General features: G+C 38.3%; 16 protein-coding genes. 9 read left to right on the top strand and 7 right to left on the bottom strand.

Translation table 11 applies throughout. The features are described 5' to 3' along the window. From MKX65_RS14165 to MKX65_RS14130, 8 genes are all read left to right on the top strand, one after another. Positions 1-261: a hypothetical protein gene (locus MKX65_RS14165; RefSeq protein WP_340904127.1), complete on the top strand. Its 261-nt coding sequence runs from the start codon at positions 1-3 to the stop codon at positions 259-261. Positions 262-266: 5 nt separating this feature from the next. Beyond that, positions 267-1571 (top strand): NarK family nitrate/nitrite MFS transporter, encoded by a 1305-nt coding sequence (locus MKX65_RS14160; protein WP_160547028.1) that lies wholly within the window; start codon positions 267-269, stop codon positions 1569-1571. 84 nt (positions 1572-1655) lie between these two features. Further along, entirely contained in the window at positions 1656-2303 is a 648-nt protein-coding gene (locus MKX65_RS14155; protein WP_160547029.1) for an ATP-binding protein, read from the top strand. 51 nt (positions 2304-2354) lie between these two features. Then, positions 2355-3008: a response regulator gene (locus tag MKX65_RS14150; protein WP_160547030.1), complete on the top strand. Its 654-nt coding sequence runs from the start codon at positions 2355-2357 to the stop codon at positions 3006-3008. 3 nt (positions 3009-3011) lie between these two features. Next, on the top strand, positions 3012-3476 hold the full coding sequence (locus MKX65_RS14145; protein WP_340904124.1) for a GAF domain-containing protein: 465 nt from the start codon (positions 3012-3014) through the stop codon (positions 3474-3476). 26 nt (positions 3477-3502) lie between these two features. Further along, positions 3503-4570, top strand: coding sequence for a PAS domain-containing protein (locus tag MKX65_RS14140; RefSeq protein ID WP_160547032.1), 1068 nt, complete (start codon positions 3503-3505; stop codon positions 4568-4570). A 273-nt stretch (positions 4571-4843) separates the two neighbouring features. Continuing rightward, positions 4844-5230: a sporulation protein gene (locus MKX65_RS14135; protein WP_119708694.1), complete on the top strand. Its 387-nt coding sequence runs from the start codon at positions 4844-4846 to the stop codon at positions 5228-5230. Positions 5231-5254: 24 nt separating this feature from the next. Then, complete coding sequence (locus MKX65_RS14130; protein ID WP_160547033.1) at positions 5255-5545, top strand: DUF1232 domain-containing protein; 291 nt, start codon at positions 5255-5257, stop codon at positions 5543-5545. Between the two features lie 36 nt (positions 5546-5581). On the opposite strand, the gene corA is transcribed toward MKX65_RS14130, so the two are convergent. Next, the gene (gene corA, locus MKX65_RS14125) at positions 5582-6529 is read right to left on the bottom strand and encodes a magnesium/cobalt transporter CorA (protein WP_160547034.1); all 948 of its coding nucleotides are present in this window, start codon (positions 6527-6529) and stop codon (positions 5582-5584) included. A gap of 69 nt (positions 6530-6598) precedes the next feature. Between corA and MKX65_RS14120 the strand changes: the two genes are divergently transcribed. Next, positions 6599-6871, top strand: coding sequence for a late competence development ComFB family protein (locus MKX65_RS14120; protein ID WP_340904120.1), 273 nt, complete (start codon positions 6599-6601; stop codon positions 6869-6871). Positions 6872-6975: 104 nt separating this feature from the next. Here MKX65_RS14120 and MKX65_RS14115 read toward each other — a convergent pair whose 3' ends face one another. From MKX65_RS14115 to metC, 6 genes are all read right to left on the bottom strand, one after another. Then, on the bottom strand, positions 6976-7731 hold the full coding sequence (locus MKX65_RS14115) for a 5-oxoprolinase subunit PxpA (protein ID WP_160547035.1): 756 nt from the start codon (positions 7729-7731) through the stop codon (positions 6976-6978). After that, entirely contained in the window at positions 7721-8695 is a 975-nt protein-coding gene (locus MKX65_RS14110; protein WP_160547036.1) for a 5-oxoprolinase/urea amidolyase family protein, read from the bottom strand. The genes MKX65_RS14115 and MKX65_RS14110 overlap by 11 nt, the downstream gene beginning before the upstream one ends. Beyond that, complete coding sequence (gene pxpB / locus MKX65_RS14105) at positions 8676-9389, bottom strand: 5-oxoprolinase subunit PxpB (protein ID WP_160547037.1); 714 nt, start codon at positions 9387-9389, stop codon at positions 8676-8678. The genes MKX65_RS14110 and pxpB overlap by 20 nt, the downstream gene beginning before the upstream one ends. A gap of 101 nt (positions 9390-9490) precedes the next feature. Beyond that, positions 9491-12943, bottom strand: a complete 3453-nt coding sequence (gene metH / locus MKX65_RS14100; protein ID WP_160547038.1) for a methionine synthase — start codon at positions 12941-12943, stop codon at positions 9491-9493. Continuing rightward, entirely contained in the window at positions 12921-14786 is a 1866-nt protein-coding gene (locus MKX65_RS14095) for a bifunctional homocysteine S-methyltransferase/methylenetetrahydrofolate reductase (RefSeq protein ID WP_160547039.1), read from the bottom strand. Before MKX65_RS14095 ends, metH begins: the two co-directional genes overlap by 23 nt. Beyond that, positions 14783-15970, bottom strand: a complete 1188-nt coding sequence (metC, locus tag MKX65_RS14090) for a cystathionine beta-lyase (RefSeq protein ID WP_160547040.1) — start codon at positions 15968-15970, stop codon at positions 14783-14785. The genes MKX65_RS14095 and metC overlap by 4 nt, the downstream gene beginning before the upstream one ends. Positions 15971-15973 lie beyond the last annotated feature (3 nt).

Here is a 15973-nt window from a genome sequence, read left to right as displayed (position 1 = left end):
ATGGAGGATCTAAAAATCTTTGTCAATCAAACGGTTGAACTTTCTATCCAAGATTATGCTGGAGAAGAACAGGCAGCACCATTTATAAGAAAATCATTAGTTAAAGTGGGAATATGCCCTGACGAAACACATGTGAGAATCTACTTTGATGACAAAAATTTCTTTGCTATTCCTAGAACTTCTCAAGTCACGGTTAGTGAAAAGGAATGGGTAGCGTTTGATGAAGCTAGTAAACTATATTATGTAATTAGAAAGGTTTGATAAACATGAGTAAAGGTAGAATCACTCATTGGAATCCGGAAGATGAACAGTTCTGGAAAAAAGAAGGTAAAAGACACGCCAAAAGAAACTTATTAATCTCCGTTCCATCGTTAATGATGGCATTTGTTGTATGGCAAATATGGTCGGTTGTGGCAGTACGCTTAAATGATGTAGGATTTAATTTCACCCCTGAACAGCTGTTTACTCTTGCTGCTATGCCTGGACTAGTGGGTGCAACTCTCAGATTTGTTTATACGTTCGCAGTAGGTAAGTTTGGAGGAAGAAACTGGACCGTATTTTCTACGGCTATACTAGCTATACCCGCAGTTGGTATTGGATTTGCTGTACAAAATCCTGACACACCATATACCACAATGCTCATCCTTGCTGCTTTATGTGGACTTGGTGGTGGTAACTTCTCCTCTTCTTCAGCGAATATGAGTTTCTTTTTCCCGAAAAAAGAAAAAGGAACTGCACTTGGTATTAACGGTGGACTAGGAAATATGGGTGTATCAGTTGTTCAATTCGTGACTCCTCTCATTATTGCATCTGGAACATTCGCTTTAATAGGTGGAAGTCAAACATTGCCAACTGGGGAAAGTGTTTGGATTCAAAATGCAGCTTTCATTTGGGTCATTCCGATTGCGATTTTAACGGTTGCTGCTTGGTTTGGGATGGATAATATTCCAACGGCAACTCAATCAGTAAAGGATCAATTTATTATCGTTAAGCGTAAGCACACTTGGATTATGACGGTTTTATATGTTGCTACTTTCGGTTCCTTTATCGGGTATTCTGCAGCATTTCCTTTACTACTAAAATCTCAATTTCCAGAACATGTTGGTTTAGCATTTCTAGGAGCATTTTTAGCAGCAGCCGCAAGACCTGTTGGTGGCTGGATTTCCGATAAATTAGGTGGAGCTCTTGTCACTGCTTGGGTTCTTGTAGTTATGGCAATTGGGGCTTCAGGAGTTATCTACTTTACAAACGATAAAATGTTTACAGGATTCCTAGCATCGTTCCTTATTCTATTTATTGCTGCTGGTTTAGGTTCTGGTTCGACATTCCAGATGATTCCAGATATCTTTCCTGTAAAAGAAGCAGCTCCAGTACTAGGATTTACTGCTGCATTTGCAGCCTATGGTTCATTCTTTATACCAAAACTTTTCGGTTGGTCAGTTAATCAGTTTGGAACACCAGTAAATGCGTTTTATTTCTTTATCGCGTTTTATGTGATATCCATTGCATTAAACTGGTTCTACTATCAACGTTCTTCTGTAAGCACAACACCTTCGAAAAATGTAGCATAATCAAGGCATATGCCCCATCGTTTGTTTTCATACAATGATGGGGTATGTGTCTATCTATATTTATAGGTTAGGGGGAAGTACCTAATGAAAAATTCACCGACGAAAAATCAAATTAGCTCATACATTATCCAATCACAAGAAGAAGAAATTAAACGTATTGCACTTGAGCTTCATGAAGGTGTTGGGCAAACCCTCTATAGTATGTATACTGGGCTTCAATTTATTGAACAGACCTTAAACAGTTCAAATCTGAAATCATATGTGAATGAAATGAGTGAATTACTTGAAAAAACAATACAGGAAGTTCGACTTTTGTCAGTAGAGCTTCATCCTCCTACGTTAACAACACTTGGGTTAGTACCAGCAATGAAAAGCTATTTACGGATGTTTACGTCAACCTACGGAATATTAGTCGACCTCGATATTGAGGGAGAGGAGCCGAATTTGGCAGAACCGCATAAAATATCCCTTTTTCGAGTATGTCAAGAGGCGTTAGGGAATGTAGCAAAATATGCGGACACGCATTTTGTGCAGCTCGATTTCTCATTTGGAGAAGAAAAATTAAAAATGACAATAAAGGACAATGGAAAAGGTTTTAATGTTGAAAATGAAATGCAGCGTTCAAGTGGATTAGCTGCAATGCAAGAGCGTATAAATTTAATTGGGGGCCAATGCGTGATAACTTCTGAAATAGGGGTAGGGACTACAATTGATGTTCTTTTACCGCTATAATAAAAGGATATAAGGATGATCCTTTTAAGAAGTCATGGGGGGGGGCTTACCTTGATTAAAATAATTTTATGTGATGATCATGCTGTCGTTAGAATGGGATTAAAAATGCTTTTAAGCAACCATCGAGAAATGGAAGTGGTAGGAGAGGCATCTGAGGGAAACGAAGGGATTCAGTTAGCCCAAGAGCTAAAGCCAGATGTTGTCGTAATGGACTTAAGCATGCCACACGGCAAGGATGGGCTATCAGCGACATCAGAGCTAAAAAAGCTTCTGCCAAACGTACAAATCCTTATTTTAACGATGCATGATGATGAAGAGTATTTATTTCGGGCGATTCAAGCGGGTGCTTCAGGATGTATTTTGAAAAGCGCACCACATGATGAATTGTTAGGAGCCATAAAAATGGTTGCAAAAGGTGATGCGTACTTACATCCATCGGCCACGAAAAGGCTAATGGAAGAGTATATCGACAGCGCAAAACAAGGGAATCATGATACATTTAGTCTTCTTTCTGATAGAGAAAGAGAAGTATTAACTTTAATTGCAAAGGGTTATGCCAATAAAGAAATTGCAGAAAAATTGACCATTTCTGTTAAAACAGTTGAAACACATAAAGGAAATCTTATGGAAAAGCTCCAGATGAAAACTAGACCTGAACTAGTTGCATTTGCACTTAAAAAAGGCTTGCTAGGCTATGGAATGTAAAGGATGTATTCAATGGATATGGATAACTTGTACAATCAGACATACATGAAACAGGCTTGCGAACAGCTTCAAGAAACGATTGAATGTGACTTTGTTGGTTTAGCTTTTCAAGAGAGCAAAGGACCGAATATTGGCTGGAAATTTGCTTCCGGGAATAGCAATGATAAATATGAAAGAATCACCTTAAGGTATGGGAAAGGAATTGCCGGTAGGGTGCTATCTACCGGAAGACCCATGGAGATAAAATATTTTCCACAGAATATACTAGGAAAAGCTTTAGAGTATCCTATCCTGTTAGCAGAAAAACTGATTTATGCTTATGCTTTACCTATACTAATCAATGGCATACCTAAAGGTGTATTGCTTGTAGGATTTAGGTCGGAAACATGCATCAGTGACGATGAAAAAAAGTTAGTTGAAAAAGCTGCAAACGATCTTATAAAATTTCTAACAATGGAAAAGTTGTGAAAGAATTCTAGAGGGAGGCTATAGAGTTGAAGGATCAATCGAGGATCATCACCGAAAATCATCACTCACCTAATCCTCTTAATGAACTATCTGAAGAACTACAAAAATCTGTTCAAGAATTAACGGATTTCAAATTTGCACTAGACTCCTCATCTATCGTAGCAATTACAGATGCTAAAGGTCGTATTACGTATGTAAATGATAAGTTTTCTCTAATTTCTAAGTACTCTAGGGAAGAACTGATCGGTTCAGATCATCGAATTATTAATTCAGGCTTTCATCCGAAGTCCTTCTTTAAAGACCTATGGAAAACCATATCATCTGGTGAAGTATGGAATGGAGAAATAAAAAATCGTGCAAAAGATGGTACATATTATTGGGTAGACACGACCATTGTTCCATTTCTAGGTGCAAATGGAAAGCCGTATCAGTATTTAGCAATCCGTCATGAGGTCACAGAAAGAAAAAAAGTAGAAGAAGAGTTACAAAGTATGATGACAAAGATCATCGAGGTACAAGAAGACGAAAGAAAAAGGCTCTCAAGAAATCTTCATGATGGGATCGGGCAAAATCTGTATAGTCATTTAATTTCAATAAATATTTTACAATCGCAACTAGAGCACCCCTTACTTGATATACTTCAAAAAGAAGCAACCGAACTTATTGAAGAAGTCAGAAAAATATCCCAAGAATTAAGACCGTCTGTGCTCGATGACCTTGGTCTATTACCTGCCATTCGTTCCTATTTAACTCGTTTTTCAGAGAATTACCAGATTGATGTTCAATTTGATTGCTTTTTACAACAGCGGCTTTCATCGAATAAGGAAATTACTATTTATCGTATTCTTCAGGAAGCATTGATCAATATTCAAAAATATGCAAATGCGGAGCAAGTTTCCATTATTATTCGGGAGATAGAGCAAGAGGTTCGAGTGATTATTGAAGATAATGGACAAGGATTTGATCCTTCAAACGTTACTAGGGGAGTTGGATTATTTAGTATGGAGGAACGTGCCCGTGCGGTAAAAGGGGAAGTTCATATTCATTCCTCTCCTGGTAAAGGGACAAAGATTGTTTTAGAAATTCCATTATAAAAAGATTGACAAAATTAAGGAAAATAACATAAAATTAGTATATAAATTTTATAATATCTCCTAAAGGGGAGTAGCTTTTACAGCAGAGTCGTCACTTCAGAGGAAACTCTCGGCTTTGTTGGCAACACATATTTCTGTTGTTAGCAAGACCTTTACCAAATGGTAAAGGTCTTTATTTATGGTCTTTACCTCCAAGGTAAGGTCCATTTTTATTTTATTGATAATAGGATAAGGATAAGGGTAACTAAAAAATATTGAGGGGATTGGAAAACGATGATTTTGAGAAAGTATATGTCATTATTAGGAATTGGATCAGCTACGATAGACTTAAAGCTGGATCATACAAAGTTTCAACCAGGGGAGTGTGTCACTGGACATTTTCATATTCAAGGAGGAACGATTGAGCAGCAGTTAAAAAGAATTGAATGTGATTTAGTGATGAAGAATGAAGAGGAAAACCAAGAGGTAATCATTGAGAGCTCAACGATTTATACTACACAAATGATTGAATCTCAAGAACAAAATCAATTAAATTTCAGATTTACCTTACCAGATAAACTTGAAAAATCTTCTTCAACGATCAAGTATCGATTTAAAACTAAGATGATATTTGATGCAGGAGTAAAAAGTGAGGATCAAGATCTAATTCATATCCAGTAAGAGCTTTAGGAAGGGGAATCGAGTATGAAAAAAGCTTGGAGAAGAGTAGCATTTGTGGTCAAATTTTGGAGATTCTTACCCTTCATTAGAGAGTTTTATTTTTCACGAGATATATCATTCAAACATAAGGCCTGGCCAATAGCACTTATTATTGGTTATCTCTTATTGCCAATGGATGTGATTCCAGATATATTTGCCATTTTTGGGTTTACGGATGATTTATTATTCACAACCTTCATCCTACAAAGACTAGTCAAAACGGCTCCTCCATGGTTACAAGAAAAATACAATCTAAATGATAAAAAAATCATCTAAAACAAATTCCCCAGCTACAACTGGGGAATTTACCATTTATCGAAACCAACCCTTCCGTTTAAACCAAATATACATACCTCCCCCAATGATAAGCATAATGAAAAGTATAAGAAAGTATCCGTATTCCCACCTGAGTTCTGGCATATGTTCAAAATTCATTCCATATATCCCTGCGATAAAGGTAAGTGGCATGAAAATAGTTGTAATAACTGTAAGTACCTTCATTACTCGATTGGTTTGGTGGGAGTTATATGAAATATAGCTATCGCGTATATCAGCAGTGATTTCCCGGTTTGCATCAATCATTTCAGATAGTTTCAGCAAGTGATCATATATATCTGCAAAATACTCTTTTTTCCCTTGAATGGTTTCTAGTCTGTGCGAGTTTAACATTCGGTAAAGAAGATCTCGCATGGGAATAATCGTATGTCGTAGGCTTAATAAATCGTGTCTTGTCTCAAACAACTGATCAAGCAGTTTCTCCATTGATAAATGATTCGAATTGTCTTCTATGTCATTTAAAGTATCTTCAATCTCATATAAAAAGGAGAAATAATTGTCAACAATCTTATCGAGCACATAGTAGAACACTAAATAAGGATTCCAGTCCTTGATCTTGCGTGAATGAATTAATTGCTCCCAAACCTGATCAATCTCTGGTGACGGTAAATGGTGATAGGTAACTATAAATTGCTTTTCAACAAAAAAATTAATTTCTTCCTTTTCTAGGCTTCCCTCACCTAAGCGATGGGTAACATAAAAGGTATGCTGATCATAATAGTCCAGCTTAGGTCGCTGAAGCTTATTAACACAATCTTCAATAGCGAGGGGATGAAATTGCAAAGGGTCCTGTAAATAAATCGTTTCTTCCTCACTTGGCTGATTGAAATCAATCCAATACCAAATCCATTCGTTAGGATTAAAATGACGGAAACTAATATCTTTTATGGTAAAATCTTTTGTAATGCCAATCATACGAATCATAGGAATCTCCTGTTACAATAAGTATCTATAGAGTTTGGCAATTTTTCTTTAATAAGGCGGAGTGGACGAATGAAAAATTATGTTAATGTTATGGAGGAAATTGTAATCGCCTTAGTCACCATGTGTATGGTTGGACCTGATTATCAAACATTTTGTAAATGTGATAAATGTAGAAATGATGTTATCGCACTTAGTTTAAACAACCTCCCTAGTCACTATGTAACAACAGAGGAAGGTAGAAAAATGGTATATGAAACACTTAACACAATAGAGAATCGAAAATGGATTAATAAAAAAATTATCTCAGCCATTCACGTTGTTGGAAAGTATCCGAAACACTAAACACACAATTGTTGAAGATCGCTAAAACGGAGGAAGAGATGCTTTTCCTAAAGGAATCACTTGCAGAGTAAGGAAGCGCACGGATAAATTGCGCTTCTTTTTTGTTATAAGAAGGGTTTTAAAATTACTCCTTTGTTTTTAAGCGTGGAAGAGATTATTTTTGCCATTTCAACGGCTTTGTTCCCGTCACCATGTAAGCAAATAGAGTCTGCCTGTAGTGGAATCTCACTCCCTGTAATGGTTTTTACCCTCTTTTCAAGAACAAGCTGAAGCACTTGATGTATGGATGTATTTTCGTCGCTAATGACGGCACCTTCCATATGCCTTGGAGCAAGTGTACCGTTTTCCAAGTATGCTCGGTCGGCAAACACCTCATTCACGGTTTTAAGACCCAATTTTCTTCCTGCTTCAATTAATTTACTTCCGCTTAATCCATACAAGTATAAGTCAGGATTCACCCGGTAGACAGCTTCTACAACAGCCTCAGAGAGTGTCGCATCCTCAGCGCATAAATTATATAAGGCCCCATGAGGTTTTACATGTCGTAATACACCACCCTCGGATTTGACAAATGCATCTAATGCACCGATTTGATATATAACATCATGATAGGCATCCTTTGGAGAGATTTGTATATTTCTCCGACCAAATCCTCTTAAATCAGCTAAGCCTGGGTGCGCTCCTATAGATACCCCATTCGTTAAGGATAATAAAACAGCTTCTCTCATAGTAATTGGGTCGCCTGCATGAAAACCGCAAGCGATATTAGCCGAAGTGATATATTTCATCATTTCTTGGTCATTTCCAAGCTTATATACACCAAAGCTTTCGCCTAAATCACAATTCAGATCAACTTCCATGTTGAATCACTCCTTTTAATCCTTCTTTAATGATGGTCTTTTGAACCCGCATAAGATGATTCATCCTACCATATAATTTTTGGGATTCTTGTAAGGTGATCTCTTCAAAACTTACCATTTCTCCTGGTTTTTTTTGTGCTAGGTAAGGGAGGTCTGCGGATGCGATTTGTGCTATTTTCGGGTACCCTCCAGTTGTTTGTCTATCAGATAGAAGGATGATAGGTTGCCCGTTTGGAGGAACTTGAACAGATCCGTGTGCCACTCCTTCAGTAATAAGCTCCTTCTTTGTTTGTAATTGAAGAGGAGGTCCATTTAGTCGGATTCCCATTCGATTTGAATCTTTATTGATTTGATAGTCAGACGAGATAAACGCTTGGTGACTACTGTTAGTAAATAGGTCGAATTGCTTTCCTTTTGTAAATCGTACTTTTCTATTTTCCGTCACATGATTATGTAATTCAGGGGAGAGCTTCCATTGGATACGATGTAATAAATAACTTGATGGAATCAATAATCGATCTTTAGCTTTTAAGGGTCTCCCATATTGTCCTCCGATTTTTGACCTGATATCTGTACTTCTACTCCCGAATTTGGAAGGTGAATGGATACCTCCACTTACAGCAAGATACGCCCGACTACCGTTTCGAATAGTAGAAAATGAGAGAATATCTCCATTTGAAACCTGAAGAGTTCTTCCGTTATCTATTTTAATACCATTTAAAGTAGGGGATAGGTCTGCACCACATATTGAAATGACTGCTGAACATTGAAACAGTAGAGTAGGACCAATAAGGGTGATTTCAATCGTTGCTTCGTTTTCTTCATTGCCCACAAGCCAATTAGCAAGACGATGAGAGTAGAGGTCTAGCGCTCCTGAAGTGCCAAACCCCTTGGCTTGATAGTGGAACCGACCTAGATCTTGAATGGTTGTGAGGAGACCAGGCTTAAGGACAGTTATACTCATGTGATACCTCCAGTTGGTCATACTGCTTAGCTGTTATCGGATAAAAACGGATCATATCTCCTGGAGCAAATAATGTAGGCTCCTTCTTTTCAGGATCATAAATTCGAATCGGAGTCTGACCAATAATTTGCCAACCCCCAGGACTATCGGTCGGGTAAATTCCCGTTTGTTCACCAGCAATTCCAACAGAGCCAGCTTTCACTAGTGTTCTTGGATTTTCTTTTCTCGGCGTAGCGATTGCTTTAGATAGCCCACTTAAAAAAGGGAATCCTGGAGAAAAGCCGAGAAAGCTAACTTGATAGATTTGCTTTGTATGAAAATGTATGACTTCTTCCTCGGTTAGGTGGTGAACTTGCGCAACCTCTGTTAAATCCAAAGAAAAAGGAGGTTCATAGCATACTGGGATAAGAAAACAATTTCCATGTCCAGTGTCGGTTTTAATACCTTTTCTCAGTAATTCTTGAATAATCATTTTCATGTGCTGATATGGATAATCTGATTTTATGAAAGAAGGTTCATAATGAAGCGTTAAGCTTGTGTACGCAGGAACTAAAGCGATCATTCCTGGTACTGTCTGTTTTAAGAGTAAATGATACGCGGAGTGGACGAATTCATTTGCGCTATCACTTAACCCTGTTGCATGGAATTCGATCATTAGTGCCATATCACCTAAAGGAGTAATTGAAAAATCCATCGAATCACCTATTCTTTTCGTCATTACTTTTATTGTAGTAGAAAAATAGGAAAAAAAACATAAAAAAGTGTTTAGCTTGTTAGGCTAAACACTTTTTGCGATTACCTTAAAACATTGAAGTAACGGGCTTCCGGATGTGAAAATACCATGGCTGTAACAGAAGCTTCAGGCTCCATCATAAAACCTTCTGTTAATTGAATGCCTATTTCCTCAGGCTTCAGAAGCGAGAATAGCCTTGCTTGATCTTCAAGATCTGGACAAGCTGGGTATCCAAAGGAAAAACGTTGACCTGTATATTTAGCCGAGAATCGATCTTTCATCGTCATACTAACCGGATCTGGGAATCCCCATTGGTCACGCATGAGGCGATGAATAAACTCTGCAAATCCTTCAGCAGTTTCTAACGCTAAAGCTTGAAGAGCGTGGTTTTCCAAGAACTTACCAGCCTTTTTTAATTCTTCAGCAGCCTGACGAATCCCTGTGCCAGCAGTTACTGCAAAGAAACCGACATAATCCATTTCACCAGAGTCAACAGATTTAACATAATCTGCTAAGCACAAATGTGGTTCTGATTCCTGACGAGGGAATGTAAAGGTTTCAATAATTTCTGAATAATTTTCAGGATTATAGATATAAATACTCTCATCTTTTGATTGAGCAGGATAAAATTGATAAACTGCTTGGGGTTTAATCCAACCCTTTTGCTTGGCTTCTGCTTTAAGCTCATCAACTACATTTTTTACTTTCCAAGCTTTTTCATCTTGAGCTGCTAATAGTTTTTCGATTGTTCCTTTAACCCCTAAATGATGACCAATAAGCATTTGTTCATTAATATATGGCTCAATATGGGCAAGGGAATATTGTCGTAAAATATGTCTTTTAACGTCCTTTGGAACTTGAATGATAAAATCTTGTTTGGTTTTTGAGCGAACCTTAACGGCAGTAGCTGTCGCTGTTGAAGAACTAGTATCAGTGATTGTACTAGCTAAACGCTCTTGTTTTTCTGCATGTTCGATCTCTAACTTTTTCAGCTCTTCTTCATCTTGAAGCTGGTTGGCAAGACTTAAACCATTCATTGCATCTTTAGCGTACAATACTAAACCATCGTACTCTTTAGAAATTTTTGTGTCAGTGAATTTTCTTGATAATGCTGCACCACCAACTAAAATCGGAATATCTATTCCTGCTTGTTTCATGTCCTGAGCAGTTAGAACCATTTGTTGAGCGGACTTTACTAATAACCCTGATAATCCAACAATGTCGGGATTTTCCTTTTTAATGGATTCGATTAATGTAGTTGGGGTAACTTTTATACCTAAATCAACCACATCATATCCGTTATTGCTTAATATAATATCCACCAAGTTTTTACCGATATCATGAACATCGCCTTTTACAGTAGCAAGAATTACTTTTCCTTTTGATGAAGAGGTATCTCCTGCTTCCATATGTGGTTCTAAGAAGGAAACGGAGGCTTTCATTACTTCTGCACTTTGGAGTACCTCTGCTACGATCAATTGATTGTCATTGAATAGACGACCTACTTCTTTCATACCATCCATTAATGGACCGTTAATGATGTCAAGTGGGGTAGGGTAGGTGGATAAAGCTAGTTCTAAGTCAGGGATTAACCCTTCTTTTGTACCCTCAACAATATAGTAAGCGAGTCGCTCCTCTAATGTCATATCAGGTAGTGTGCTCTTAGCTTCTTTTTTCTTTTCTCGGTAAAAATCTGTGAAAACAGCTAATGTTTCATCGTTAGTATGGAAAAGAAGATCTTCTGCCAATTTTACTTCCTCAGGTGGAATACTTGCAAAACGTTCGAGTTTTTCTGTATTTACGATCGCGTAATCCAATCCAGCAACCGTACAGTGATACAGGAATACAGAGTTCAACACTTCACGTCCGACAGGTGGAAGACCGAAGGATACATTACTGATCCCCAATATTGTTTGAGTTTCAGGCATCGTCTCTTTAATCATTCGGATTCCGTCAACGGTTGCTTTTGCAGATCCAATATATTGTTCATCTCCAGTACCAACAGGGAAGACAAGTGGATCAAAAATTATATCCTGAGGAGGAACACCATATTTATTCACTAGTAGATCATAAGATCTTTTCGCTACCTCTAGTTTTTTCTCGGCAGTGACACCCATTCCTTTTTCATCAATGGTCCCGACAACAATTGCAGCACCGTATTTGTGAATGAGCTTAGAAACCGATTCAAATTTTTCTTCTCCATCTTCAAGGTTAATGGAGTTGATAATAGCCTTTCCTTGAGAATAACTAAGTGCCTTCTCTAGAACGTTATCATCCGTTGAATCGATAACTAAAGGAACCTTTACCTTTTTAACAACTTCCTGAATAAAGTTCTCCATATCAACGATTTCGTCTCGGTCGGGATCTGCCAAGCAGATGTCGATAACGTGAGCACCGTTTTTCACTTGAGCACGTGCAATTTCTGAAGCTTCCTCAATCTTTCCTTCGCTAATCAATCTTTTAAACTTTCTTGACCCGATAACATTTGTTCGTTCCCCAACCATGATTGGTCGTAAAGTTGGATCATCGTATACAAATGGCTCAATGCCTGAAACCATGTGGGCATGGTTCTCAATTCGTTGGCGAGGCTTGTATTTCTTCATCTCATCAGAAATAGCTTTAATATGTTCAGGCGTTGTTCCACAGCAACCACCAACAATATTAATCCAGCCTTCAGCAGCAAAGTTACCAAGCTTTTTTGCTAGCAAATCAGGTGTTTCATGATAATGACCTTCTTCATCAGGTAAACCAGCGTTAGGATAACAACTGATTGCAGAGTTTGATAGGGAGGAAAGGGAACGAATATGATCCTGCATGAACTCTGGTCCTGTTGCACAATTTAGTCCAACTGCTATAGGGTTCATATGTTGAATGGAAATATAAAAGGCTTCAATGGATTGACCAGCAAGCGTTGTTCCCATCGGTTCTATCGTCCCAGAAATCATAATAGGGAGTTTTTTGTTTCGAAGGTCAAAGGCTCTCTGTATTCCTAAAAATCCAGCTTTTACATTTAACAAGTCCTGACTAGTTTCTAGAAGTAGTAAATCAACATCCCCATCAAGAAGACCGAGTACCTGCTCCTCATATGTTTCAACTAAAGCAGAAAAGGTTGTTCCGCCTGTTACACTTAATGTTTTGGTTGTAGGACCAAGGGAACCTGCGACAAAGCGTGGCCACTCAGGTGTAGAAATTTGATCCTTTGCTTTTTTGGCTAGCTTGGCAGCGACCACATTTATTTCATACGCTTTAGAACCTAAATCGTATTCATCCAATACTAGACTAGTTGCACCGAATGTATTGGTTTCTATAATATCGGCTCCTGCACGTAGGTACTCTAGGTGAATTTTTTCAATCACATTTGGAGCGGTGAGGTTCAAAATTTCATTACAACCCTCATACTCCTCTCCACCAAAATCCTTAGCTGTTAATGCTTCTTGTTGGAGCATCGTACCCATAGCACCATCCATGATGAGAATTCGTTTATTTAGTTGTTCATTTAACGATGCTGTTTGCATTCAGCTTCCTCCTTAACACTTGGCTGTTTATCGTATTTGTATAGGTAGCGAGCTGTGCGGTCATTTCATAGCGCATAAAAGGAGTAATTAAATAAATTCCATTAAACAATTCAGAAGCTGCGTCAATCAATGACTTAGTAATTGAAATTCCTTCCTTAGCTGACTGAATAGGATCATCTTTTAAAGAAGCCATTAGCTCTCTAATAGAATCAGAAATTTTTATTCCAGGTACCTCGTTATGAAGAAACTCCGCATTTTTACTCGAAGTTAGTGGCATTAACCCAATGTAAATAGGTTGAGAAATATGCCTAGTTGCATTGTAAATCTCTATCAGTTTTCCCTCTGAATACACTGGTTGAGTGATGAAGTAATCTGCTCCGTACTTTGCTTTCTTTTCCAGTCGTAAAACAGCTTTATCAATATATTTTACATTTGGATTAAATGCGGCAGCAACTGAAAATACACCTTTTTCCCCTAAATCCTTGCCAGTAGGGGACAGACCTTCATTAAACTGCTTAATCATGCTAATGAGTTCAAATGAAGATACGTCATATACAGATGACGCACCCGGAAAATCACCGACACGGGCAGGGTCGCCTGTAATAGCTAATATATCATGTAATCCTAGGGTATGAAGGCCCATAAGATGAGATTGAAGACCAATAATATTTCGATCACGACAAGTAATGTGAACAAGTGGTCGTAAGCCAATATTAGTTTTTGTCAATTGAGCCAAGCTAGTATTACAGATTCTTGGAGATGCTAGGGAATTATCAGCTAATGTAATAGCATCAACACCAGCTTCCTTAAGTGCTTGTGCTCCTTCAAAAAATTTCTTTGTGTTCAGCTTACGAGGTGGGTCCAATTCTACAATGACGGATGATCTTTCTTTAACAATATCCTGGAGAGGACGTTCTGTACGCTTTGGTTGTACAGGTTTCACTTGAACCACTTCTTTTTTTACTTCCACTTGCTTTTCCGTCACCGGTAAAGTCCCTTTTAGCTCTGAAGCAAAGGCCGCAATATGGGCTGGAGTCGTACCACAGCATCCTCCTAAAAGACGAACACCTTGAGCTCTGAATTCCAGTGCGCTTTTTCGGAAATAATCTGCATCTCCTTCATAATGGAATTTTCCATCAGTATACGTAGGAAGACTAGCATTTGGGTAAGCGGATAAAAGTGCTGTTTTAGGTAATTCAACTTGTTCCAAGCTTTCAAGCATATGATGGGGACCAAGTCGACAGTTCACACCCACTACATCCGCACCAAGACTCTCTAAACGTAAGAGGGCTTCATTAATGGGCATTCGGTTTTGCATAATACCAGGGACCTGCATGGAAACTTGAGCAATTATAGGTAAATTTGTTTCCTTTCTTGCATATGGAAGGACCGCTTCCATTTCATCAAAGTCGTAGTAGGTTTCAAGTAACAGACCATCAATGTCTTCGTCCAATAGGTAATGTAACTGCTGTGAGAAGCTTTGGACAATTTCCTCTATAGAGAAGGAGTTCGGGCGGATTCCGCGGTTCCCACCAATCGTACCTACAACAAAGCTCTCATTTGTAATGGCTTGTTTTGCAATTTTTACAGCAGCTCGATTAATTTTATCAACAGAATCTTCCAGTCCATATCTTTGCAGTTTTAAGGAGTTGGCAGCATAGGTATTTGTTTGAATAACATCCGCTCCTGCACGCAGGTAGGCTTTATGAATGTTTAAAATATCATCCGGATGCGACAAGTTTAACTCTTCAAAACAACTGTCCGTTCCATAAGAGTAGAGAAGGGTACCCATTGCACCATCACCAATGACAATGTCTTTTTTCAGTTTATTTAAGAGGTTCATCTTACTATCTCTCCTTGATTTTTGGCTGCTATTGTTTCAAGTGCCGCAGAAAAATCCTTGATGATATCATCTGGATGTTCCAATCCAACAGAAAGGCGAAGGAGACTTTGACTGATTCCTCTTTTTAAGCGTTGCTCAATCGGCATTGCCGCATGTGACATTTTCGCTGGGTAAGAGAGGATCGATTCAACAGCGCCTAAACTAACAGCAAATACGGGAATCTCTGTTAATTCAACGAATTGTTTTACGGCTTCTTCACTTTCAAGTTCAAACGAAAGAACGGCTCCGGCACCTTCTGATTGTTCTTTTTGTATTTCGTACTGTGGATGGTCAGTAAGTCCAGGGTAGTAAACTTTTTTCACAGAAGGATGGTTCTGTAGGAAGTTGGCTATTTGTAAGGCAGATTTTATGGAAAAATTCATCCTAACCGATAGTGTCTTAATTCCTCGTAAAACTAACCAAGCATCTTGAACACCTAAAACAGCGCCAAAAGAATTTTGCAAAAATCCAATCTGTTTAGCAAGGTCAGAATCGTTTACAACAATCGCACCAGCAACTACATCACTATGTCCAGAAAGAAACTTCGTGGCACTATGAAGCACCACATCCGCACCAAGAAGTAATGGCTTTTGTAGAGCAGGTGTTAAAAATGTATTGTCAACAAAGGTTAAAGCTCCAACACTTTTCGCAATGTCACTGATGGCTCGAATATCTGTCACCTTTAAAAGGGGATTGGAAGGTGTTTCTACATAAAAAACCTTCGTATTCGGACGAATCGCTTGTTTTACGGCTGTAAGATCTGTCATATCAACAAAAGTGTGCTCAATTCCAAAACGTGAAAGGACTTCCGTTACCATTCTGTATGTCCCACCATACACGTCTTCCGTAATCACTACATGGTCTCCTTGAGAGAGAAGAAGAAAAGCAGTCGAAATGGCTGCCATACCTGATGAAAAGGCATATCCGTTTGTACCTTCTTCAAGGTTAGCAATGACTGTTTCAAATGCTTCACGAGTTGGATTCGCGCTTCGACCATAGTCGTATTTTCCAAACTCATCGACGCTGTGCTGATGAAAGGTGGATGCATGTTGAATAGGAACGGATACAGCACCGTTAGTAGGATCATATTTATGTTCATTATGAAGTAGTTTTGTTTCAAATGAAAAATTGTGTTCTATTGTCATTTT

The organism is Robertmurraya sp. FSL R5-0851, from assembly GCF_038002965.1.
In the GTDB taxonomy this organism is placed as follows: Bacteria; Bacillota; Bacilli; order Bacillales; family Cytobacillaceae; genus Robertmurraya_A; species Robertmurraya_A beringensis.
The sequence above is the reverse complement of the archived record's forward strand: the minus strand, read 5'-3'. Positions and strand labels throughout refer to the sequence as shown.